This window comes from Shimia isoporae, from assembly GCF_004346865.1.
GTDB classification, from domain to species: Bacteria; Pseudomonadota; Alphaproteobacteria; order Rhodobacterales; family Rhodobacteraceae; genus Shimia; species Shimia isoporae.
The window spans coordinates 52,583-76,264 of sequence record NZ_SMGR01000002.1; the positions used below are offsets into that span (position 1 = coordinate 52,583).

At 54.7% G+C, this 23,682-nt stretch carries 22 protein-coding genes; 9 read left to right on the top strand and 13 right to left on the bottom strand.

Features of this window, described 5'->3' with window-relative positions; translation table 11 throughout:
* Positions 1–35: 35 nt before the first annotated feature.
* The 5 genes from BXY66_RS11945 to BXY66_RS11965 all read right to left on the bottom strand — a co-directional run bounded on the left by BXY66_RS11945 (position 36) and on the right by BXY66_RS11965 (position 6,553).
* Complete coding sequence (locus tag BXY66_RS11945) at positions 36–1,421, bottom strand: DUF3131 domain-containing protein (RefSeq protein ID WP_132860480.1); 1,386 nt, start codon at positions 1,419–1,421, stop codon at positions 36–38.
* Positions 1,315–3,072 (bottom strand): glycosyltransferase, encoded by a 1,758-nt coding sequence (locus BXY66_RS11950; RefSeq protein ID WP_132860481.1) that lies wholly within the window; start codon positions 3,070–3,072, stop codon positions 1,315–1,317. The genes BXY66_RS11945 and BXY66_RS11950 overlap by 107 nt, the downstream gene beginning before the upstream one ends.
* A 73-nt stretch (positions 3,073–3,145) precedes the next feature.
* Entirely contained in the window at positions 3,146–3,901 is a 756-nt protein-coding gene (locus BXY66_RS11955; RefSeq protein WP_132860482.1) for a hypothetical protein, read from the bottom strand.
* The gene (locus BXY66_RS11960; protein ID WP_132860483.1) at positions 3,898–5,397 is read right to left on the bottom strand and encodes a sugar phosphate nucleotidyltransferase; all 1,500 of its coding nucleotides are present in this window, start codon (positions 5,395–5,397) and stop codon (positions 3,898–3,900) included. The genes BXY66_RS11955 and BXY66_RS11960 overlap by 4 nt, the downstream gene beginning before the upstream one ends.
* A 1-nt stretch (position 5,398) precedes the next feature.
* Positions 5,399–6,553 (bottom strand): acyltransferase, encoded by a 1,155-nt coding sequence (locus BXY66_RS11965; protein ID WP_132860484.1) that lies wholly within the window; start codon positions 6,551–6,553, stop codon positions 5,399–5,401.
* Between the two features lie 159 nt (positions 6,554–6,712).
* Here BXY66_RS11965 and BXY66_RS11970 point away from each other — a divergent pair, with 159 nt between their 5' ends.
* The gene (locus tag BXY66_RS11970) at positions 6,713–7,243 is read left to right on the top strand and encodes an OmpA family protein (RefSeq protein WP_132860485.1); all 531 of its coding nucleotides are present in this window, start codon (positions 6,713–6,715) and stop codon (positions 7,241–7,243) included.
* Between the two features lie 59 nt (positions 7,244–7,302).
* Here the strand turns inward: BXY66_RS11970 and BXY66_RS11975 are convergent, their stop codons facing one another.
* A complete protein-coding gene (locus BXY66_RS11975; RefSeq protein ID WP_165929169.1) occupies positions 7,303–8,364 on the bottom strand; it encodes a peptidoglycan-binding domain-containing protein in 1,062 nt (353 codons plus the stop codon).
* 429 nt (positions 8,365–8,793) lie between these two features.
* On the opposite strand from BXY66_RS11975, the gene BXY66_RS11980 reads away from it, so the two are divergent.
* Entirely contained in the window at positions 8,794–9,495 is a 702-nt protein-coding gene (locus tag BXY66_RS11980) for a family 16 glycosylhydrolase (RefSeq protein WP_165929170.1), read from the top strand.
* Here BXY66_RS11980 and BXY66_RS11985 read toward each other — a convergent pair.
* The 4 genes from BXY66_RS11985 to BXY66_RS12000 form a co-directional block, all read right to left on the bottom strand.
* Positions 9,492–10,235, bottom strand: coding sequence for a caspase family protein (locus BXY66_RS11985; RefSeq protein ID WP_132860488.1), 744 nt, complete (start codon positions 10,233–10,235; stop codon positions 9,492–9,494). The two genes, BXY66_RS11980 and BXY66_RS11985, sit on opposite strands and share 4 nt — an antisense overlap.
* On the bottom strand, positions 10,225–10,818 hold the full coding sequence (locus BXY66_RS20605; RefSeq protein WP_243694373.1) for an OmpA family protein: 594 nt from the start codon (positions 10,816–10,818) through the stop codon (positions 10,225–10,227). Before BXY66_RS20605 ends, BXY66_RS11985 begins: the two co-directional genes overlap by 11 nt.
* A 98-nt stretch (positions 10,819–10,916) precedes the next feature.
* Positions 10,917–11,942: a Gfo/Idh/MocA family protein gene (locus tag BXY66_RS11995; RefSeq protein WP_132860489.1), complete on the bottom strand. Its 1,026-nt coding sequence runs from the start codon at positions 11,940–11,942 to the stop codon at positions 10,917–10,919.
* An 11-nt stretch (positions 11,943–11,953) separates the two neighbouring features.
* Positions 11,954–12,670 carry an FCD domain-containing protein gene (locus tag BXY66_RS12000; protein ID WP_132860490.1) on the bottom strand — a complete coding sequence of 239 codons (717 nt, stop codon included), beginning with the start codon at positions 12,668–12,670 and terminating at the stop codon, positions 11,954–11,956.
* A gap of 197 nt (positions 12,671–12,867) precedes the next feature.
* On the opposite strand from BXY66_RS12000, the gene BXY66_RS12005 reads away from it, so the two are divergent.
* The 3 genes from BXY66_RS12005 to BXY66_RS12015 are packed head-to-tail and all read left to right on the top strand — an operon-like array spanning position 12,868 to position 15,775.
* Positions 12,868–13,959: a mandelate racemase/muconate lactonizing enzyme family protein gene (locus tag BXY66_RS12005; protein WP_132860491.1), complete on the top strand. Its 1,092-nt coding sequence runs from the start codon at positions 12,868–12,870 to the stop codon at positions 13,957–13,959.
* Between the two features lie 11 nt (positions 13,960–13,970).
* Positions 13,971–15,008: a zinc-dependent alcohol dehydrogenase gene (locus BXY66_RS12010; RefSeq protein WP_132860492.1), complete on the top strand. Its 1,038-nt coding sequence runs from the start codon at positions 13,971–13,973 to the stop codon at positions 15,006–15,008.
* Between the two features lie 2 nt (positions 15,009–15,010).
* Positions 15,011–15,775, top strand: coding sequence for an SDR family oxidoreductase (locus tag BXY66_RS12015; protein ID WP_132861061.1), 765 nt, complete (start codon positions 15,011–15,013; stop codon positions 15,773–15,775).
* A gap of 8 nt (positions 15,776–15,783) precedes the next feature.
* On the opposite strand, the gene BXY66_RS12020 is transcribed toward BXY66_RS12015, so the two are convergent.
* The gene (locus BXY66_RS12020; protein WP_132860493.1) at positions 15,784–16,740 is read right to left on the bottom strand and encodes a 2-hydroxyacid dehydrogenase; all 957 of its coding nucleotides are present in this window, start codon (positions 16,738–16,740) and stop codon (positions 15,784–15,786) included.
* A complete protein-coding gene (locus BXY66_RS12025) occupies positions 16,741–18,537 on the bottom strand; it encodes an IlvD/Edd family dehydratase (protein ID WP_132860494.1) in 1,797 nt (598 codons plus the stop codon).
* 188 nt (positions 18,538–18,725) lie between these two features.
* On the opposite strand from BXY66_RS12025, the gene BXY66_RS12030 reads away from it, so the two are divergent.
* Positions 18,726–19,604, top strand: coding sequence for an NAD(P)-dependent oxidoreductase (locus tag BXY66_RS12030; RefSeq protein WP_132860495.1), 879 nt, complete (start codon positions 18,726–18,728; stop codon positions 19,602–19,604).
* Positions 19,601–20,566: a D-erythronate dehydrogenase gene (gene denD, locus BXY66_RS12035; RefSeq protein WP_132860496.1), complete on the top strand. Its 966-nt coding sequence runs from the start codon at positions 19,601–19,603 to the stop codon at positions 20,564–20,566. Before BXY66_RS12030 ends, denD begins: the two co-directional genes overlap by 4 nt.
* Here denD and BXY66_RS12040 read toward each other — a convergent pair.
* A complete protein-coding gene (locus tag BXY66_RS12040; protein WP_132860497.1) occupies positions 20,536–21,231 on the bottom strand; it encodes a GntR family transcriptional regulator in 696 nt (231 codons plus the stop codon). The genes denD and BXY66_RS12040 overlap by 31 nt on opposite strands.
* Before the next feature lie 191 nt (positions 21,232–21,422).
* Between BXY66_RS12040 and BXY66_RS12045 the strand changes: the two genes are divergently transcribed.
* On the top strand, positions 21,423–22,436 hold the full coding sequence (locus tag BXY66_RS12045) for a TRAP transporter substrate-binding protein (RefSeq protein WP_132860498.1): 1,014 nt from the start codon (positions 21,423–21,425) through the stop codon (positions 22,434–22,436).
* 75 nt (positions 22,437–22,511) lie between these two features.
* Positions 22,512–23,678, top strand: a complete 1,167-nt coding sequence (locus BXY66_RS12050) for a mandelate racemase/muconate lactonizing enzyme family protein (protein ID WP_132860499.1) — start codon at positions 22,512–22,514, stop codon at positions 23,676–23,678.
* Positions 23,679–23,682: the final 4 nt, after the last annotated feature.

Here is a 23,682-nt window from a genome sequence, read left to right on the forward strand (position 1 = left end):
TATGCACCGTCTTTTCTCGGCGCACTCATAAAGCCTCAGTAGTTTGCCAGTGGCCCGTGTGCCACAAAGTGCATTGCCTCCAGAATGACTGCGTTGGTGTTCAATGTGACAATTTCATTCGCGCTTCCATCAGTCTCATATTTCCCGGCTGCCCAGCCGTTTTGCCGTTTGAGATCAGCCAATTGATTGCGCGCCAGTTGGGTATATTCCGTATCGTAAATTGCATCCCAACCGATCGTCGCCTTAAGGCTGATTGTACGCAAAGCGTCATGGCGGTCGCCTTTCTCGGTCAAAACAGCCCAGGGATCGCCGTTCCCGAAAACAGATGAATATAAGAAATGCGGCTTTCGGTCGATATTGTCTTCCGTAACCATTGTTAATTGGCCGGTATTGGCAAATCTGGCAGCTTGCGCTGCGTATATCCGGGCAGCAAAGAGAGCGCCTTCTGCATTGAGACCAAGCTCAAAGGCTTGCAAGAGATAAGGCTCGCTCAGTGTTGGCGTAATCGCACCAAAGGACTTTGAACTTCGCACATCGACCGGCACTAAAAGAGATTCAACTTGCTGCCACTCAAGTATTGGAGCGGAACTGCTTGCCTCCAAAACATCGAGCCCCCAAAGCGCAGCCGCCCTTGCAGCATATTGTTCATAACCGATCCGGCCTTCTTGCAAATATCGCGTCTCGCCCCCTGTTCGCGAGGCACCAATCAGTCGACCTTGCTGTGTCATGGCCGCTAGGTCCCATTTCGACAATATAGCCCGTATCTGTAACCCACGTTCCGGATGTTTGATTTCCAGCACGCGGAGAGCCATCAACATGCGCGCTACATCAAGGGCCGACCAGCCGATCCCTTCTGGCGAAGGTGTGTTGTCATAATGAACCATATTCAACGAGGTTGTTTGATATACTTTGTTGGGCAACTTTCCTTCAAACAGTTCAAGCCGGTCCAGGGCTTCAAGAAGTGCTGTCGTTCTGTATTCAAATTGTTCCACGTCTATCAGATCGAGTTCCCGAGCGGACAATAGCCCAAGTAAATACGACCCTTGATCCCAAAGTGTTGTCGATGGAAACCCTGCCACTGAATCGACAAGCCCGGTCTCTTCCCTGTAGTTCGCCTCGAAATAGCGCCAAGCCACTTTCGCCGTCGACAAATCTTCCTCGGACAGAGTGCGGGGTTCGAGAGGCACCAAATCAGCACTTTGAATAGGCTTTCGCAAAATTTGTTCACTGCTGGCAACAAAACTGGCTTCCGAAATCAGAGAAACCGCCACTGCCAGCCCAAGCCCGCTCAAGAACGCCAGGCTGCCTTTGTTCTCAAGTGGACGGCGAAGAATACGCATTTTCATCCTCTGTTTCCTTATGATTTGAGCGCTGAAGCACCGACATCGGCTTCCAGAACGCCGCCAACACCAGGTGACCATTCAGGCTTATGTTCCAGACCAGCCAGAAGAGATTCACCGCAAGCATCGACAAGCCGAAGCCATCAACACCTCGCACGGTTTGAAAAACGCCCCATGTGCCCGCCATGACCATCAATGAAATCAGCGCAATGTTAGGCCACACAAATTTCCATGCCCCTGCGTTGCCCGGCGATTTGGGGGTTGTTGGGAAACTTGGGCGTTCTCCGCATATCGCCAGCCACAGAGCCCGTAAATTAAGAGGCAAGGTCGCCAAGGCCAAAGCGCGCCCCTTTCCCACATTGTAGCCTTTGCAGGCAACAACTGTTGCCGCTTCGGTGATCAAAATGGCGGGCACAAAATACAAAAAAAATTCCGCAGAATATGCGCTGACTGGCGACAGTCCAAAAAGCAAGGCTGCAACGGGCGCGAGTAAGAGTATCGGCACCCAAAGAACAGATAGATAAGACCAAAAAGTCGCGGCATAGTGCAGCTTGGCTTGCCAGGACATTCCCCGTCGCCACAAGGGGTTATCGCGAAGCATTATGTCGAAGGTTCCGCCACCATATTTCAGCCGCTGGGTTGCCCAAGCCTTCATTGACCAGGGAGACAACATGCGGGCCTCAACCTTTGGATGAAAGACTGACTTCCATTCAGCGTCTCGATTTTCGTGCAACAGGATCGACGTGTAGATGTCCTCAGAAACGTGAAACCGATACGGCTCCAAGCGTACGCAGGACAACGCCTGTGCACAGCCGGAGAATCCATGACGGTCCGTCAGGACGTTCAGATCTTTCGCCTTTTGATCAATCGCCTGCGAGAAAATGGCCTCGCGCCTATGCACCGAACCAGCTCCACAACAAAACGCGGCGCCATTGCGATTCCGGCGACGCAAAATCACGTCGAAAAACAGCGTGGGGTCGGACAAAAAAGGGTCATTGCCCACCCTGCTGCGGGCTGTGGCAAATCGCATAAAACGAGCAATGGCGTTAGGGAAATGCCTGGTGTGTCGCCCAGCCCAGTCTTCCCAGGTTTCACCTTCAGGAATGTCATAAAACCAATGAGGGGTTTGGACCCATGCCACTTTGGAGTCCCGAAAATAGCCAAGCGTATTCTCCAAAAACTCCGGAAAAACACGTGTATCCGCGTCACAAATTAGCACGAAGTCGCCGGAGGTCTGGAAGAGCGCATTTCGCAAGTTTCCGGCCTTGAAGCCGACATTGTCACAACGAGTGATGTAGCCGACACCGAAGCGTCCTGCGAGCTGTTCCATTTCAAGACGATTGCCATCATCAAGGATGTGAACTCTCACGACCGTGTTTTCAGGCGCCTGCAGTCCGACAGCTGCTTCTACCGTCGGTCCAACCACCGCGCAGGTTTCGTCAAATGTCGCAATAAAAACATCGACGACGATCGCATCGCATGCATCGTCCAGGGCAGCTTCTTTCCGAGTACGAGGTGCAGGAGTTCTGGGAGAATCCTGCTCTCGCCAGATATCGAAAAAGGTCAGCAGGGTACCCACAAAAAACAGCGTTTCAGCACTTGCCACCAATACAGAGAAAACCAGATTGTCTGGATTGAGAGACTGCGTCCAGCGCCACGTCAAATACCATCCACCAAAGGCAAATGAGGCACCTGCTAAAAAGTGCCAAACGCGCTCTCTAGCGGGCGACATTGGCGGGAAATCCGGCGGGACCCTGTGCTCGAAGTCGCGAAAATATGTTTCCAATGCCAACACTCCCGACCAGTTAACGGCCGTTGACCTTGCGGTGATCTCGCAGGAATGCGCTCGCCACGCGCAGTATCGCGTCTTCTTCGTTGCCGGAGTGGTCACGGGCGGCGGATCCGGTGGAAAAGGACCAGACTCCAGCCGGAATTTTTATCCTGAGGTCACGCGCCAGAAGGACATCCTGATTGAGAGCGGCAAAAACCGAATATGCGTAATCACAATCGCCGTTAGAGTTCGTGAACGAAAAGTAGAGGTTCAAGACCGGTTGGCCTGGCAACCGAGACAAAGTATCTTTGTCTACAACCCTCACACCACCTGCTTCTAACCGTTTCACGAATTTCGCGTGCAATACTTGCCCAAAATTGTCTCCAAACCCCGGCGGCGCTTTTAATCCGTTCAAATCGACATGCAGGGCTTGCACACCTCTCAACGCCTCAACTTTTTCGCTGCGCGGCAGGGCTTCGGGTTCGAAACCCAACGCAAGAGGTACTTGGTTGTCTGGACAAATTTGGGGTGCATTCGGATGTTCGCCAAGCAAATGTGACGCGTGGTTCCGACCTTCAGAAACGCCAAAAAGGCGGTAGATAAATGCCGTATTGTCTGTGTCCAGTGGACGACTGGCGTACGTCTTGTCCACCAGACACGCCGCCCCATTTGGACAGTGCTGGCCAATGTATTTGATGCGCTCCCAAATGATCCAAAATCTGTCCTCGTTCGCCAATGTCGGTGACGGGACGTTTACTGTGAGCATTGTGAGAAGTAGCCAAAACCTCATCCCATCAGCTCCTGCATCAATCGATCAGCAGTTGAAATATCCACCTCCTGTTCCTTGGCCGCCACAATGCCATCCAACGCCTCGATAGCCGGAGGAAGATCGCTGTTTGCGTCCAGATCTAGAGCCCAATCTTTGCTGACAATCATGCCGTTCACCCAAGTTCCCGGGCAAACTTGTGTCCGAGGTTGGATAATCGCGCGCTTCACCACTGTTCGTGTGGTGATGTGAGAATCCGTCCCGATCACCGCGGGCCCCTCAATGTGCGCGCCGGCTTCTACCTTGGCACCCGGACCGATGTAGCAGGGCCCAATCACCACGGCGCGATCCGACACATTTGCAGTCGGCGCAATCCACACTCCATTGCGATTTAGCGCACCCTCAGGGACCGCGCCTTGTATTTCGCCGCGCATAACCCGCTCGAGCGACTTGAAGTAGTCTTGCGTGTTGCCAAGGTCCGCCCAGGAAAAAACACCTTCATAAGCCTGCAACTTTCCACCGCGCGCCAGAATACGTGGCAGCAAATCGCAACCAATATCAATTCCGACAGCTTCCGAGAGCCCGATTAAAACACGTGGATTTATAACGTAAATGCCGCTGCTGATCAGCGTCGATTGCGCGTCTTCCGGTGCGGGCTTCTCGCAAAATTCCCGCACTCTTCCGTCCTCGTCCGTGACAAGTACTCCATATTTCCCGACTTCCTCACGCGCCACACGCAAAGCAGCAATGGTCACATCCGCATTTTTGGCACGATGCAAGTTTACGAGTTCACAAACATCCACGTCCGAAACCGCATCGCCACACAACACAAGGAAATCGTCGTCAAACGCATTTTGACGGAGTTGAAGCCGTGCAAGCGTTGATGCAGACCCCACAGGCGACGGCTGCCAATGGCCTTCCACGTATGCCCCTTCGTTGGCGAACTGAATCGACCTTTGCGCCGTTGTGGCAAAGGCTCCGTGGATCGCCGGTGCACCGTGGCCTGGGTTCAGAATAAAGTCGCGTATTCCAAAACGGCCCAGATGCTCAAGGATGCGCTCAAGTGCCGGTTTGCCGGCGATGTCGAGCATCGGCTTTGGCGTCTCCAGCGACAGCGGACGCATACGTGTGCCCGCCCCCGCACAAAGCACAACCGCTTTCATCCCGGCAAGACGCCGAGCGCGCACATGCGGAACATCGAGAGCTTGTTCTCTGGTGTCCTGATAACTCAACAAAGAGGAAAGTGGGCACCGCCGGATTTCGCCGGCGACATGAGGTCGGGCGCCAAAAAAGCCGAGTTTCACGTCGATCGTAACCTCGCTCTGCAACTCGATTAATGCTGCCAAACCGGAACGTGTGACGCGACGAATACCGCCTAAATCAAATAGAATGGTATTCCTCCCGCGATCCACCTCTCGTTCCACTGCGATCTTTAGGGGAGCCAAGTCGGCTGCCGTTAGGCGATTGCTTGCAAGTTTGACTATGGAAACAAACCCAACGTCTTCGCAATTTGTGAGCATTCTATTTCTCCTGTTTCAAATGAGTTTGGATCGTCCGCTGAGGCAAAATCTGCGGCAATGGTCCAAGGCCGATCGTCCAGGCCAGAACCGGAATTCTGGAAATACAAAAAACAAACAGCGCAGTTGTCGGAACGACCCATGCCAACTCAAAGATGACTTGCAACATCGGCGAAGCTTCAACTGTTTGGAGAGCGATTTCAGCAAGGTCCAAAAAGATGGGGTGACACAGATAAATTCCGAAAGAATATTTTGCCGCCCGGGAGATCCATTCCGGCCACAATTTGTCAGCAAGGCACATGGCGCCAATCAGCAAAACAACTGGCATCAAAAGGTCGGCCCAATACCCGGGCACATATGTGTATTCCCATGTACCTGATTGAATAACTTTTGCGGTGGATATCAGTTTGAATGCGAACAGAAATACACCGCAGGCCAAAACAAAGAAAAACAGGGATTTTGGGAGGCCGCGGGCGGACATGTTCCAAATGCCAAGTACTGCACCGGCCGCCATGCCATAGCCTATGTACGTCGTGACCTTGAGAATTCGGATGAGGTATGGCAGGGCATCACTATGCCAGAATTGCGAATAGATCGCGCCCTCAAGAAGATGTTTCAATAGTAGACATGGGACAACTGCCAGACCCCACAAAGGTTGTTTTTCCGACATTCGATACAATGGAAAAAAGACGATCAGACCCAAAAGCGTCGGGATGAAATGCATGTGGTATTTCACATCACCCAAAAGTAGAAATTTGGCCCATACGCCAAGATCGGAAATCCGGTCAATTTCTGCCGATCCATAGCCGAATTGACCTGCTTTCATAAGGCCATAGGGCGCATAAAAAACAGTCCAGAAAAGAAACGGCGCCAAAAGGCGACCTACTTGAAACTTGATGACCTGCCGATATGTCCTGGGAACTCTGTGCAGTGACATCAGAAGCAAGAGTATCGAGATCATCAGAAAGAGCTCTGTCCGCGCAACATAAAAAATTGAGCGAAGCAGCAACGGCGCAATGCGATCGGAAGGAGCCGCGTCGGGATAGGGCTGACCCGCCGCATCGGCCGTTGCATGCAGTCCGACCATAGATAGCCCCGCAAATAGACGCAGAGCATCTATCCAAATGTGCCTTTCCGAAGTGGTTGCAAAGGAACTCATAGAGCGAACCGCCAAAAACTTTTCGTATCAATGCCTTCAGATTTGCCTCAATACCCAAACATTTGGTAAACGCGGCCCAAATTTATTCCCCCTTTGTTCGCGTTAAGTTCATTCTTTGTTAGCGCATCTAACATAATCTCCACCCCAAGGAGAATTTCGATGAATGCTTTAATATCCGTGGGGCTTCCTGCAGCATTTGGGGTGATTGCTTCGACAGCTGCCTTGGCCATGTCACCGCAAGAGCTATGCGACAGGGTGTTCGAACAATACGGCGTGATGTCCGAGGAATGCGAAATTGTCGACACGCCGCAGAACGACACCGAACTGTCCGGCCTGTCCGATGAAACCCAAGAAAGCCACGTGTTTTTTGCGCGTGGCGGCGCGCAATTGGATGACAATGCACGGTTGAAGCTCACTGTACTTGTTCAAGTGCTTGAGACACCATTGATGACGCGGGCATGTCTGCATTTGGTGGGACATTCCGATAGTTCCGGTTCAAGCACCCGAAATCTGGAACTAGCCAGAGAACGCGCGCAAATCGTGGCTGACGCCTTACGAGCAGGATTGATGGACCCCAGTCGAATTCTTGAAGTTTCGGCAGAAGGCGAAAACAGACCCCTGCAAGGCCAGCAAGGCGGATCCCGATACAACCGTCGCGTGGAAATTCTGGCGCGGGATTGCCCTGAGTAAGTCAGAATGCGTGTCATATCTCGCCAGACACGCGGGCCCGTCGAACGGCGGGCCCTTTCCTATTCTTTCTTTTTTGATTTGAGGAAATGATAGAGGTTCTTGTAGACCTCCTCGCAATCACCTTCCTCAACACACTCTGGATCACGGGCAGGCGTCGCGTCTATCCGCGGGATGACAGGCTTTGGAACGGGCATTCGCGCCTGTTTGGGCTGCGTTGTAGCAGTGATGGCTGGCAGTGCTTTTCGGGAATGCGTTGCTGTACTCCGGCGGAGCTCGCGCAAAGTGTCAAAATCGACTATCCCGTTTGGCAACAAATTGTTGCTAGATTGGAACGCGCTAAGCGCACGCCGCGTAGCGACATCAAGTTCGCCTGCTTGGTGTTTTGCGAGCAAACCGAGAGCCGACAAATGTTTCTGGGCTTCGCTCACCCGCGCCCTTTTCCCACGATGGCGGATATCCTGTTCGTAGTTTTCGTTGTTCTTCGCATCAGTCGACGCGCTCTCAAGGCATGTCCAATAAGGAACGCCGGCATGGCGACCCAGTAGTTCGATCGCCCCGACTTCAATGAGATTTCGAACGGCCTGACTATGGCTCTCCACGCGTTCAATACGCAAAGGCGATCCAAATGTTCCTGCCTGAATGATACCAAATGCTCCAGCTTCGAACCGCTTTCGCGTGACAACCATTGAGTTCGCAACCGACGCTCCCGGGATAACCCGCCGGCTTGGAAACTCAACCAGATGCATGTCCACAGTCACAACCGACAAACTGCGTGACCCGCGCAAATAGCTTTCGGTAATGCCCTTGTCTGCGCCTCGATCATATCCAACAGTCAACGCATTGTCTGACGGATCCTCATCAATCTGACTGATTGACCCACGAACATAGAGGCGCGGCTTGATCTCGTCTTCTTTGCGCGTGGTTACAATCTCCAACTGACCAAAGCCTGATATGCGTGCCTGATCTAAAAACACATATTTCTTGTTCGTTCGATTCATTTGGTTGATGGCATTGATCAACATGTCGTCTGCGCCGACGTCCACGTCATGCGTCTCATCCGGAAATCCGGATGAAGAAATCAGAAGTTGACCGCGACGCGACTGCGCTAGCAACCGGTCCATGCACTGCAGGGCAAATGAAAAGGACGTAAAATTTCGCGCGGGACGCGTGTTGGGCTGGGCAATCGACGGAGCAAGGGTCGCGTGAGGCCCAATACATCCGCTATTCAATAGAAGTACCGCCAGAATAGTTATCGGTTTGCGCACGACTGAAAACTCAAAACGCATCTTAAAATCCCAAACAATATGGGACGAGAATACGGCAGGCTTCTTGCTTTTTCCTTAATGCACGTTCCGGAACGAACGACTTGGTGGCCTATTTTTCCTGCCTCAACCGCCGTTCTATGCCTCTTAACCAAAAGACAACTTTTTCCTTGAAGACCCTGACCAAGGCGCGCGAGATAGGCGTTAACCTTAACTTTCGTTAACCTTGGTGGGGCCAGTGCGAAGATGAGACGTTTTGGTAGGCTGAGCCTTTTGTGGTGCGTGTTTATGATTTTTGGCGCGACTCTCGTAACCGCCCAAGAGGGGTTTGAAGAATTGTTTCGCGTGCCACCGACAAATGATTGGCACGTCGCGGACTACGATTTTTCCCATCCTCATTTCGACACCGATTGGTCTCGAAAACAGGTACACCTGGATGACGGCGTGCAACTGTCTCTTTCACCTAAGAGCACTGGCAAAAACGGGTTCGCTGGGGCGTCGATCCGGCGAACGGCCACCACGCACTATGGGCGGTATGAGGTCGAAATGCAGCCTGCGCGCGGCGAAGGTGTCATAACTGGATTTTTCACTTACACCGGTCGGTACTATGGAACGCGTCACGATGAAATCGACATCGAGTTCCTCGGAAAAGATACGACGAAGCTGCACGTCGCCTGGTTTGTAGATGGCGTTCTAAACAACCGATTTATCGATCTTGGGTTTGATGCCGCAGAAAAGCCTCGTGCTTACGCGTTTGAGTGGCTTCCTGATCGCATTCGTTGGTACGCCGAAGACACGCTGATCTTTGAAGTCACCAGCGCAGATGCACGATTGCCAGAAGTTCCGGGCTTTCTGTTTGCAAACATTTGGGCCGCGTCGCCAGCTTTGGACACTTGGTCAGGCACACCAGCGCCAACAACCAACGCGGACGCCTTCGTCGGTGCCATAAGGTTCATTCCGCTAAGCGACTTGCCGGACCAAATTTCCTAGTCCCTGTCACTTCTGAGATAGGCCAATCGTAATAAGGAGCTTTGTGTCCAAGGCACCTGTTGACCTGCCGTTTCTGTGGTCACCCGTAGTCGCACTTTGCGCATCTTTTCCTCGAGCGCACCGCTCGAGCTACGCAATTCCTCGAGGAGTGCAGCGGTAAACGGGCTGTTGCCATCGAAACCATCAAATGCGGCAAAACCAGGCTGCGCTGCATAAGCGACATAGCTGCCAGCAGGAATATTGTTGCGGCCATGCCGTGACGTGGCCGGCTGCAAAACCGCTGGAACACGGCACGCGTCCCAAAAGACTATCTTTTGCCTGGGTTTGTCCGAAACTGCTTTGAAAATCGTCGGAAGCGACACGCTTCCTGCCTGCCAGCCGCCTTCAAAGGCGCGCGCATCCCGCAAAAGCACATAGTTTTGTGCACCAATTTGCACGCCATGACCGGCAATATAGATCACGACCTGAGATGCCTCCGACGCTCGGATACGCAGTTCTGCAAGCGCTCGCAGCATTTCAGCTCTGGATGGGTTCGTCACCAACTTCGTTTCGTAACCCAGACGCTCAAACTCGATCGCCAGCACATGCGCATCCCTGGATGCGTTCTGCAGGTCATCTAGATAATCATAGTTTGAAATTCCAACGAGCAGAGCCACGTGGCTTTCTTGAGAGAGGGCCGAGGCATTCCAACCGAAAAGCAAGCCCACGAACAACAATGGCCTGATGATTTCAACAGCCATCGGAACTCCGGTTTTTTGCGAGAATTTCGACCCGTCTGTTAAGCGGGTGCGCGCCGGGCACTCCCGGAAGGCCTATTTTTTCCCCTCTGGCTTCGGTCCGAAGCCGGTTAGGGTCGACACCGCCTTTGGCAACCAAATAGGCGGCAACTTGTGATGCGCGCCGTTCTGAAAGCCGAAGATTATACGCAGCTTCGCCAGTGGTGTCCGTGTGTCCGACAAGCTTGAAGCAGCTGGCCTCCAAAGCGACGTTTCCGAGTACTCCAGCCAAACGATCCAAGTGCGCGGAATACTCTGGTGTCAACGTGTCGGAATTGAAGGCAAACCTGACAAAATAGCCCTGCTCCTCTTCCATTGTACGTAGTGGGGCCGCCTCTTTCGAAAACTCTGACGCTGGTGGCAAGCGGCGTGTGCGGCCGAATGCACCGACGTCCGGCAGCTTACATCCTGTTGCAACCCCTCCGGTCAGAGCGAAAAAGATCGCGCAACGATCCGCCTCGACAGGCAACTCCCGAATGTCTGCCCGAACCCCTCGGTTACAGCAAATATTCAGCGCCAAAACTACTAGGAAAAATCTGAAAAACACCAAACGTATTTCGCCTCCAAACGCACCAAGGCCAATGGCGTCGAATCTGGGGCAAAAAAGTTAATCTGGAGTTTAGGAAACAGCTAAATTTAGCGTCTTCAGTCGCGCGTGCTCAACTTGACTGCTGCCCCACTGTCCGCTGAGTGCTTAATGGCCTCGACAACCATCAAACTACGCAGACCTTCTTTCCCAGCCACAATTGGAGCCGCCCCCCGACACACATCGCAGAAGTGTTCGAACTGCTTCTGGAGCGGATCATGGTGATCTGCCTCTAGTGTTGTCTCATCCAATGGTTCCCACCAGCCACGCGTCTCTGGATGGTGCCAGAACCGCAAATCGGGTACCGACAACGCGCCATGTGTACCTGAAATCTGATACGCTGCGGCGTTGGCATGCGGATACGCGGCGTTCTCACCAGCTGTGAACTCCCACGACCAAGGTGATACCGCCGCATCCGAAAGCGAGAATGTCCCCAAAGCCCCCGTCTCAAAACGCAAGAGAACGCTTGCGGTGTCCTCCACTGCAAAGCCGCGCGCCGCAGACGATTGCATTGCAACGACTTCGACAATCTCCCCAACAAAGTACCGCAAAAGATCGATATCGTGGATAAGGTTGATAAAAATCGGGCCGGCGCCGGGTTCCCGCCGCCAGGAAACGTCGAAATAGTCATCTGGCTTATAGAGTAGAAAATGCCCGCTTGCCGCGACAATGCGACCGAGTGCGCCTTCCTCAATCGCTTTTCGTGCGCGTTGAACTATCGCGTTGTGGCGCCGGTGATGTCCTACAAGGATGGGAACACCTTGCGCCTCTGCCTCCTGCACCATCGCGGTTGCATGCGCAGCTTTATCCGCGATCGGCTTTTCGATCAGCGTCGGTATGCCCTTGTCGATGCACTGTCGTGCATGGGTAACATGCAGTTGGTTAGGGGTGGCAATAATCACACCGTCCAATTGGCACTTTTCAAGACAATCTTCCGGAGTTGAAAAATGCGCGCAGCCCAGACCATCAGCCAATTCTCGGCTTTCCGGGTTCGGATCGACAATTGCGGCAAGTGCGCTGTTCCGACCCGCTATTTCGGCGTGCTTTCGGCCTATCAATCCAGCGCCAAAAATCGCAATTCGCATCAGACGCTCACCTATAATTCGCCAAAGGTGGCTCGCACCTGCTGCCAAGCGTCATCCATATGACGGCGCAAAGCAGCCTCAGCAGCGTCAGGGTCACGATGCAAGATGGCTTCGAATATCCGGTTGTGCGACTCGAAATTTATGCGGTTGCGGTCCGGCAACCTCGGCATTTGGCGCCAATGATAAGAAAGCCAGCCGGTGTAGGCCTTGTGAATGGACGGAAGAACCGGATTGTTCGGAATTTCATATAGCACGCCATGAAAAATCACGTCGGTTTCGTAGAAACGCTCGGAATCGTCGATCGCGGCTTCGTTGGCAGCTAGCGCCTCCTTCATCCTTGCGATTTGGTCGCGGTTTGCGCGCAGGGCTGCTTCGCGCACCAGCGCCGCCTCCATCATGATACGCAAATCAAACAGATTTCGAACGCCGCCTGACTGGCGGATCAGGCTTTCGACCACGGCACCTACCGTTTCAATAGCCGTGTCATAGCCCGGCTTACGGACAACCGGACGAAACCGAGGCTTTGCTTCGACCAGTCCCTTGTTTGACAAGGCAACCACAGCCTCGCGTACTACAGTTCGGCTGACACCGTAATTTTGAACGATCTCGCGCTCCGGAGGCAGCGGATCGCCATCCTTCAAAGTGCCGTCAAAAATTTGCTGCTCGAACGTGCGTATCAACGCATCCGCCGCCCGCTTCTTTTTTGTCTCTGAAGGTGCGTCTTGCATCCCGTTCCACTCCAGACGTGAGCAAACTTGCCCACAGTCAATTTTTGTATGACAAAAAGTAAGCCAAAAGCCAAGCATAAGGGCAAATCACAACTCCCTCTCGACGCCTCTGGATTTTTTTGTCATACCAAACTGCAAGTTGAGCGCGAATCCACTGTAGGTTCCGCGCGACCCGCAATGTACGAGGGACGGCCAAGATGACAACAATCCAGGATGTCGCGGTAAACCGGTTCAACCTGCCTCTTGCCGAAGTGCTCACCGATGCCAAACACGGGGATCACACGCATTTTGAACTAATCACCGCAACCGTGCGCCTGAGCGACGGCTCTGAAGGCACTGGGTACAGCTACACAGGAGGACGCGGTGGCCACGCGATCGCCGCCATGATCCAACACGACCTTACCCCCTTCCTGATTGGGAAAGACGCGCACGACGTCGAAAGCCTGTACGACGCAATGCAATGGCACATGCATTACGTTGCTAGGGGAGGCGTCGCTTCTTTCGCCATTTCAGCCGTTGATATCGCACTCTGGGATATTCGCTGCAAAAAGGCGGACCAGCCACTTTGGAAAATGGCCGGGGGATCATCCGACCGTTGCAACGCATATTGCGGTGGAATTGACCTGAACTTCCCTCTCGAAAAGCTAGTAGCTCAGACAGAAGGCTACCTCGCAAGCGGATTTAACGCGGTGAAAATCAAGATCGGCCAACCTGATCTTGCAGATGACGTCACCCGAATTGCCGCAATTCGAGATGTGCTTGGTCCAGATCGGCCTTTCATGGTTGACGCGAATTACGCAATGTCGGTGCCTCAGGCGATTGAAGCCTGCCACGCGTTCAAACCCTTCGACCTCATGTGGTTTGAAGAGCCCACGATTCCGGACGACTACTTTGGATATGGCGAGATTGCGCGTGCCACAGGTATGCCGCTCGCAATGGGTGAGAACCTGCACACGATACACGAGTTTGAATATGCATTCCGCAACTCTCAATTGAGCTTCATTCAGCCTGACGCGTCGAATTGCGGCGGGATAACCGGCTGGCTTCAGGTCGCCGAACAGTCCGTGGAGCACGACATTCCAATCTGTAGTCACGGCATGCAAGAGTTGCACGTGAGCCTTGTATCCGCTCGTTCAAACGCGGGTTGGCTCGAAGTACACAGCTTTCCGATCGACCAATACACAACGCGCCCGTTGGTGGTTGAAGACCATTTGGCAGTGGCCCCAAACACGCCCGGTACAGGTGTGGTCTTCGACTGGGACAAACTGCGCGACAGCCATCACGCGTGAAAGGGAAAACTATGACCACCACAATCAAAGCCGCCCACTATCGCGGTAACAAGACCTTCACCGTCGAAACCATGGAGGCCCCAGCCCCTGCAAAAGGCGAAGTTGCAGTTCGCATCGCGTTTTGCGGTATCTGCGGCACGGACATGCACGTTTTTCACGGAAACATGGACGGACGCGTTGGGTTCGAGCGCGTTATCGGGCACGAAATGTCAGGCACCGTCGCCTCCGTTGGCGAAGGTGTGACCAACGTCTCTGTTGGAGAAAAGGTGGTTGTCCGACCGCTGGACCACTGCGGCAACTGCCCTGCCTGCGATGCCGGCCATCAACACATCTGCCATAACCTCAAGTTTCTTGGACTCGATACAAACGGCGCGATGCAGGAGATCTGGAACGTGCCCGCTCATACACTGCACGTTCTGCCAAACGACATGCGGATGGATCATGCTGCGCTCATTGAACCTGTCGCGGTCGCCTGCCATGACATTCGCCTTTCCGGGCTCAAACCGGGCGAAGATGTCCTGGTGATCGGCGGTGGGCCCATTGGGATTTTGTGCGCGATGGTCGCCCGTGATGCAGGCGGCAACGTGGTTATCTCCGAGGTGAACACGTATCGTCTCGCAATCGCGCAGGCGATGGGATTTGACACGATCAATCCGGTTGAAGCTGACTTGCCGAACACTATCAACGAAAGGACGTCCGGCAAGGGCGCGGATGTTGTGTTCGAGGTTTCGGGCACGCAACCCGGGGTGGATGCAATGACCGCTTGCGCGGCGACCCGCGCCCGAATCGTTATGGTCGCCATCCACGCTCAGAAGCCGCAGATCGACTTATTCCAGTTTTTCTGGAGGGAACTGAAACTGATCGGCGCGCGCGTGTACGAACCGGAAGACTATGAAAAAGCAATCCAACTTGTCGTTTCCGGCGCAATTGATTCCGAACGGGTCATTACAGACGTGAGTCCTCTGGAGGACATCCAGCAAGCTTTTGAGTCTCTGGACAACAGCCCAACTGCAATGAAAAGCCTCATCAAAGTCGGAGAAGACGCATGACCATTCTCTCAAGTTTTGATCTCTCCGGCAAAACGGCCCTCGTAACCGGCTGCAAACGCGGCATCGGTCGAGGCATGGCCGAAGCACTGGCGTCAGCAGGGGCCGATATCATCGGGGTGAGCGCCTCTCTCGAGCTCAATGGCTCGGATGTAGAGAAGGCTGTTACCGGAATGGGGCGGTCCTTCAAAGCATATCAGTGTGATTTCTCTAACCGGAAAGCATTGCATACATTCGTGGCCCAGCTGGAAGCCGATGGTGCAGCGCCGGACATACTGGTCAACAACGCAGGCACCATCAAACGCATGCCCGCCGCTGAGCACCCTGATGAATGGTGGGACGAAGTTGTAGAGGTCAACCTCTCTGCCCAATTTGTTCTGAGCCGAGAAATCGGCAAGGGCATGGTTGCGCGCGGATCGGGAAAAATAATTTTCACAGCGTCTCTGTTGACGTTTCAAGGCGGCATCACTGTTCCGGGCTATGCGGCTTCAAAGGGCGGAATCGGTCAACTCACCAAGGCGCTCGCCAATGAATGGGCAGGCCAAGGGGTTAACGTAAACGCGATCGCACCCGGATACATAGCCACGGATAACACGCAGGCCTTGCAGGACGATCCAATCCGCTCGAAGGCCATTCTGGAACGCATCCCTCAAGGTCGCTGGGGCACACCTGAAGACTTTGCCGGGCCTGCGGTGTTTCTCGCCTCAAACGCAAGCGATTACGTCAACGGAGAAATTCTTGTTGTAGACGGTGGATGGATGGGGCGCTGACGCGCCCCTCACTCGAATAAATGAGAACACTCCGGCACAGGAGTAATCATCCGCCCTCTGGCTTTGAACTCCAGAAGGTTGTCGATTGACAAGTCACCCATTGCGCGGCGCGTTTCAACCGTCGCGCTGCCAATATGAGGTGTGACAACCACATTGGGATTCTGCCGCAATGCCTGTGGAATGTGCGGTTCATTTTCGAACACATCCAAACCGGCACCCCCAACTTCGCCGGCATCCAGCGCCGCGACCAGCGCGACTTCGTTCACGACGGAGCCGCGCCCCACGTTCACCAAAACGCCTTCAGGTCCCAAGGCACGCAGCACCTCGGAATTCACCAGATGATGCGTTGCAGGCCCGCCCGGCGCGATGCAAACCAGCGCGTCAACTTCTGCCGCCATCTCAGCCAAGTCGGCAAAATATCGATAGGGTACATCCTGCCTGCTGCGCCCCGTGTAGCAGATGTCTGCATTAAAGGGCTCCATCTTACGCGCGAAAGCTTTTCCGATACGGCCAAGCCCCAGAATTCCAATTTTTCTGTTGTCAGCCGAACGTGACAGACCGAGTCCGCCGTCACGTTCCCATGCTCCTGACGCAGCGTGTGCCACTTCAGCCGGGAAATTCCGCATCACGCTGAGATACAACAACAAAGCCGTTGTCGCGACCTCATCATCCAACACGCTTGGCGTATGGGACACGGGCAAGCCCCTCGCGTTTGTGACTGTGGTGTCGATGCTATCGTATCCCACGCCGTAAGAACTGATTGCTTTGAGGTTTGGCAAACCTGCCAGAATGTTTTGAGGCACGCCAAGATGGCCGTCGGTCAGCAGGTACTCAACGGCGGCGCCCTGCGTTTCCATCCACGCATCAACATCTTCCAAATCCTTGGCCAGTTGATACTCAAAACCACCATCGAGGCGCGTGCGCATCTCATCAGTGACATTACATAGGACAAGTAAATCAGCCATTTAGTGGTTGTTCCTCGGTGTATGTTTACGTGCGATGTCGCGATAGTTTGGCGCGTCCCGCAGGGTCATGCCCTGATCAAACGGCTGCACCATCTCCCGGAAATACTGCTGCCAGGGAGACTGGCTCTCAGGAGCGGCATAACCGCCTGCCGCAACAAGATCAGAAGCCCTTTTCTGTAGCTCTTCAAAGTCGACCAACATATCCGCGGTGCATTTGTTCAGGTCAAATCGCACACGGTCGCCGTTTTGCAGCAAAGCGAGCCCGCCACCATCTGCCGCCTCAGGGGAAGCGTTCAAAATCGACGGAGACCCCGAGGTGCCTGACTGCCGCCCATCACCGACACATGGCAATTCATTGATGCCCTGCTTCAGAAGATATGACGGGGCCCGCATGTTCACCACTTCAGCACCTCCCGGATATCCCTTCGGACCGGCGCCGCGCATGAAAAGAACGCAATTTTCGTCAATGTTCTCAGCAGGATCATCAATCCTTGCGTAAAAATCCTCTGGCCCGTCAAACACAACAGCACGGCCTTCGAACGCATTGGGGTCGTCCGGGTTTGACAAGTACTTCGCGCGGAACTCATCCGAAATCACCGAAGTCTTCATGATCGCGCTGTCAAATAGGTTTCCTGTCAAATTCACAAAGCCAGCTTCGGCTACAATCGGCTCGGAAACCGACTTGATGACAGCAGGGTTCATCACCTCTCGCCCTTCGCAGTTCGCTCCCATGCTTTGTCCATTTGCAGTGATCGCATCGGGGTGTGGCAGCAAGCCTGCTTTCAACAATTCCGATACCACGGCAGGCACGCCACCGGCGCGGTGGTAGTCTTCACCCAGATATTCACCGGCCGGTTGGAGGTTCACCAAAAGCGGGATCTTGTGACCGATATTCTGCCAGTCATTGTTGTCCAAAGGCACGCCAAGATGCCTCGCGATTCCATTCAGGTGGATAGGCGCATTGGTCGAGCCGCCGATTGCTGAATTGATCGCAATCGCGTTTTCAAAAGCTTCGCGTGTCATGATGTCCGACGGACGAAGATCGTCCCAAACCATGTCAACGATGCGCTTTCCCGTCTCATATGAAATCTGTCCGCGTTCTCTGTAAGGTGCTGGAATTGCAGCGGAACCCGGCAGCTGCATTCCGAGAGCTTCCGCCAGAGAGTTCATCGTGGTGGCAGTACCCATCGTGTTGCAATACCCCACCGAAGGCGCGGAAGATGCGACCACATCCATGAAGCCCTCGTCGTCGATTTCGCCGGCAGCGTGCAGTTCGCGCGCCTTCCAGACGATGGTGCCCGAACCGGTGCGCTCGCCACGGAACCACCCATTAAGCATCGGCCCGACTGACAAAGCTATCGCAGGAATATTCACCGTTGCTGCCGCCATAAGGAGAGCGGGCGTTGTCTTGTCGCAACCGATATTTAACACAACGCCATCAATGGGATAGCCGAACAAAGTTTCCACCAGAGACAGATATGCAAGATTTCGGTCCAGCATGGCAGTTGGGCGTTTGCCGGTTTCCTGAATCGGGTGCACGGGGATCTCGATCACCGTGCCGCCAGCTGCAATAACACCGTCACGCACACGCTTTGTGAGCTCAATGTGGTGGCGATTACAAGGGCTTAGGTCGCTCCCCGTCTGTGCGATGCCGATGATCGGCTTGCCGCTCTGTAGCTCCTCCCGGGTCAAGCCATAATTCAGATAACGCTCGAGATAGAGCGCTGTCATTTCCTGGTCTTCCGGGTCGTTGAACCATTTGCGCGAGCGCAGTTGGTCTTTGGTGATCTTTGCCATGAGGTCCTCCCTGACCCGTCGGTATCATGTCGGTATTGCGTCGGCATCGCGTCGGCGCGGCATTGGTCTTCCGCGCGCCGGGTTGAGCGCTAACATCGCCGCCAAAAACACCGAGAAATCTTGCGACAGTCAAGCGCATGATGTTTTTAATGGCAAATGAACCGCTTGCCGAGAGGAGGAATCCGGGGATGGAATTGCCCAAAACAGCGCTGCTTGGTGTCGGACTTATGGGTCGCCCGATGGCGCTCAATCTGGCTCATGGCGGGGTGCCGTTGACCGTATGGAACCGGAGCGCTGGCAAGTGCGAGGGGCTTGAGGCTGATGGCATAACAATCGCCCCAACTGCAGAGAGTGCCGTTGCCAATGCAGAAGTTGTAATCAGTATGGTCGCGGACGGCGCCATCACCAAAGCGTTGGTTGAGACCTGTGCGCCAGCGATGGATCGGGACGCCGTGTGGGTGGACATGTCCTCGACCAAACCCTCGGATGCGCGCGACGTCTCTGCAACTTTGGAAACCGCAGGAATACACTTCGTGGATGCGCCTGTATCCGGTGGCACAAAAGGTGCAGAGGCGGGATCGCTGGCGATCATGGCAGGGGGCGACACCGGGGTTATCGAACGGATTGCGCCTGTCTTGTCGCTGATGGGACGCCCGGTGCGCGTTGGGCCAACGGGGTCCGGCCAACTGGCAAAACTCGCCAACCAGGCCATTGTCGCTGTCACCATCGGAGCCGTCGCCGAAGCAATGCTTCTGCTCGAAGAAGGTGGCGCTGACCCCGAAGCCGTTCGGGATGCCCTTAAAGGCGGATTTGCGGACAGTACAATTCTTCAACAGCACGGCGCACGTATGACCACCCGCAATTTTGATCCGGGAGGATTGTCGCGGTTACAGCTCAAAGACCTGAACAACGCGCTTGAAGAAGCCTTGTCCCATTCCCTGCACCTTCCGATGACGGAGCAGGTCAGAGCACGCTTTCAGCGCTACATCGAAGACTTGAGCGGCGGCGAGCGCGACCACAGCGGCCTTTATCAGGAACTGCGTGACCTGAACGGAATGACCCAATGACGAAAATTCTCATCCTCGGCGGCGCAGGCATGGTCGGGCGCAAGCTGATTTCACGTCTGGCATCAAATCCAATCACACCGGATCAAGCCATAACCGTGTGCGACATTGTCACGCCTGACTCCCCATCTGCAGGTGTCACTTATGTCGAAGCATCGCTGACCGACACCGCTGTGCTTCGAAATCTGGTAACGCGACGGCCCGATGTGATCTTTCACCTCGCCTCGATTGTTTCTGGCGAAGCGGAGATGGATTTTGACAAAGGGTACGCGCAGAACATGTTTCCGGTCTGGGAGATGCTCGAAGCCATTCGCGCGACATCGGCAGAAAGCGCTTATTGCCCGCGTTTGGTGTTCACGTCGTCGATTGCCGTTTTTGGCGGCCCGTTTCCAGATAAGATCGACGACGACTTCCTCTGCGCGCCGCAAACCAGCTATGGCGCGCAGAAGTTGATATGCGAAACGCTGATTTCGGACTTCAGCCGAAAAGGGTTTGTGGACGGTATTTCCATCAGGCTTCCAACGATCTGTGTGCGCCCCGGCAAACCAAATCTCGCTGCATCGAGTTTTTTCTCAGGCATCATTCGCGAACCTTTGAACGGTCAGCGCGCAGCGTTGCCTGTTTCCACCAGCGTACGGCATTGGCACGCGTCACCTCGCTCAGCAGCGGGGTTTCTGACCCATGCAGCGGCTCTGGACACGGCGCTGCTGGGCGGCCGCAGGGCGCTGAACATGCCGGGGTTAAGCGCCACTGTGGAGGAACAGATTGAAGCGCTGCGAAAAGCCGCCGGTCAGTCGGCTGTCGCCTTGATCGATAAGGTGCCGGACGCATCAATTGCCAAAATCGTCGATGGCTGGCCGCGTGACTTTGCGCCATCGCGAGCTCTGGAGTTAGGCTTTCAGGCTGAAGAGACGTTTGACGAAATCGTCTCGGTTTATCTGGAAGAGGACATGCCAAGCGCCTGACGCCGCGCTTCAAGGCTGACGGTCAACGGCGCGGTATTTGCGTCCACTAGGCTTCGCGACAAATGCGCGGTGATACGGTTGCAAACAAGGGCTTCGTCACGGGCCAGCGCGGCGTCGATGATGCCTTGGTGCTGATCAATGTTTTCCGGCACAAAAACAAACATCCGATCGGTCGTGATCAGTTGTTGCCGGAACTGTTGATAGACCATTTCGTGCAGGCTGAGCAAAAGCGAAGACCCGCAAGCTTCCAGCAAGGTCTGGTGGAACTCCAGCTCTGCCTGTGTCCACAAGATCAAGGTTTGGCGATCCGTCGTACCCTCTTCGACCCGTGACTCGATATGGCGCAATTTGTGGTGGGCGGCGGTGAGGCGGGCCTCCCATCCAAGATCTCCAAAGCGAATCGACAAACAGGCACCTTCGCATTCCAACAGGATACGCATCTGGGTGAGCTCCTGCTGTAATTGAAGAGAACTGGCAGGCAGACGGAAACCACGCTGCTCCTGAAAATCAACGAGACCGACAGTGGACAAACGAAACAGGGTTTCCCGCATGGCGCTTGCAGAGCATCCAAGCTCATCGCCAAGTTCTGTAGCCTTAAGCCTTTGTTCCGGCTTGAAATGTCCGTTTACGAGTCGGTCCCGCATGTTTTCATAGATGCTCGTCATCCGAATTCACGCGCCTCCGACATATGGTCCAACCAAAAATAATTTCGTGGTTCGAATAAAATCTCAAAATTTTCGATATTTCAACTATTTTGTTGCCTCACCCTAGGTCACTGGCTAGTTTGGTCATACCAAAATACATCAACGGCAAACCGTTGGGACAAGACTGACAGATCTAAGGGAGGAAAAGATCTATGAAGGCCAATAAACTGCTCGCGGCAGCCGCCGCTCTGACCATCGGAGCGTCTGCCCTGTCCGCACAGACCACACTGCGCATTCAGACGCACTTCTCGCCGGAAACCCTGTCCGGCCAGCTCGCGGAAAAATACGTCAACGACGTGATGGAAATGTCCAACGGCGAAATCCAGATCGAGATGTTCTATTCGTCCTCGGTTGTGAAATCGGCGGAAACCTTTGACGCAGCTGCAACCGGTATTCTGGATTGCGACATGACCGGCGGCGCCTACCAGACCGGTAAAAACCCGGCGTTCCAGTTCACTGGCGACCTGATGGGCGGCTATGCCAACCCATATCAGCAGATGGCGTGGTTGCTGCACGGCGACGGCCGCGCAGCTGTGGACACGCTCTACAAACAGCACAACATGAGCTTTGTTGGCTGGTGGATCCCCGGTCCGGAATCGCTGTCATCGACCCGTCCGATCCGTGGCGTGGAAGACTTCAAAGACTGGAAATTCCGTTCGCCTCCGGGTCTCGCCACCAAGGTTTTCGCGAACCTCGGCGCATCCCCGATCGTGATGGACTTCAACGAGATCTTCACCGCGCTTGAAACCGGCATCATCGATGGCGCCGACGCCGCGAACCTGACCAACAACATTGGTCTGGGTCTTTATGACATCGCCAAGCACACCAACTTCCCTGGTTTCCACTCGATGCCGGCTGACCACCTGGCCTGCCGCACCGACATCTGGGAGGCGATGCCTGCGCATCACCGCAAGATCATGGAAGTGGCCATGGACAGCCTCGCGCTGCACAACGCCACCATCAACGAGGTCAAGAACGCCCAGAACGCAAAGGTTCTGCGTGAAAAAGGCGTAAACCTCTACGAATGGTCTCCTGAAGAGCTCGCCAAGTTCCGCGCCGCTGTGAAAGCCGGCTGGGAAGAGTTTGCGACCACACCGGAAGCGAAGGCTCTGCTCCAAAGCCACATCGACTTCCTGGTAGGCATGGGCGCGATGTCTGCGGACTGATCGCGCTGCCTCCCTGTTGTCGGCCGCCCCCCTCGCGGCCGACAGCAATCCCGCAGTCAACCTGCTGTTATCCCAATGAAAATCACCAAAATCACCAGCCACGTCCTGCAATATGACATGCCGGAGGTGCTGGGATACTCGCAACAATATTACGACAAGCGCAGCGCGCATCTGGTCGAAGTCACCACCGACGAAGGCGTGACAGGCTGGGGCGAGTGCTTTGGACCGGGCAATGTGGCTCTGGCCAACAAGGCGATTGTCGAAACAGTGATCCAGCCGCTGGTGATTGGTATGGATCCGCTGGATCGGGATGTGATCTGGCACAAGGTTTATAATCTGCTGCGCGACCACGGCCAAAAAGGCATGCCTCTGCAATCGTTGTCGGGGGTGGATATCGCACTTTGGGACATTGCCGGCAAAATCGCCGGTTTGCCCGTGTCCCAGATGATCGGCGGACGCCACCGCGAAGATGTCCCGGTCTATGGCTATGGAATGATGCTGCGTCCCGAGCCGTTTGAAACGCTCCGCAGCCGCTTTGTGGACGAAGCCGCCGCGATCCGCGACGCCGGCTTCGCGGCGACAAAAATGAAAGTCGGCCTTGGCCCCAAAGAAGACCTCGCGCTGGCAGCGGCCGTTCGTGAGGGCGTCGGTCCGACGTTCCGGTTCATGGTCGACGCCAACCACTGCTACACGACAAGCGACGCGCTTTACGTCGGACACGGATTGGAGGAGCTGGAGGCTTACTGGTTTGAAGAACCCGTCGCGCCTGAAGATCTGGACGGGTATCGCGAGTTACGTGCTCAGCTGAAAATCAACATTTCCGGGGGCGAGGCCGAATTCAACCGTTGGGGTTGGCGATCACTCCTTGAGGCCCGCGCGCTGGACATCGCCCAGCCCGAAGTCTGCGCACTGGGCGGGATCAGCGAATACTTGCGGGTACTTGCGCTTTGTCACGCGCATTTCACACCTGTGATCAATCACGTCTGGGGCAGTGCAGTCGCAGTGGCGACAAACCTGCAACTGCTGGCGGCCATGCCACCTCTACCGGGCGGACTGCACCCTTGGGAACCAATGCTGGAGTTTGATACCACGGACAATAAATTCCGTGACAACCTCCTGCAAGAACCGCTCAATATTCAGCAGCAAGTCAAAGACAACAACGGTCGGGTCAAAATCCCGACAGGGCCCGGGATCGGTGTGACTCCGGATCGGGCCTTCATAGAACACTACAAAGTGGCATAACGCG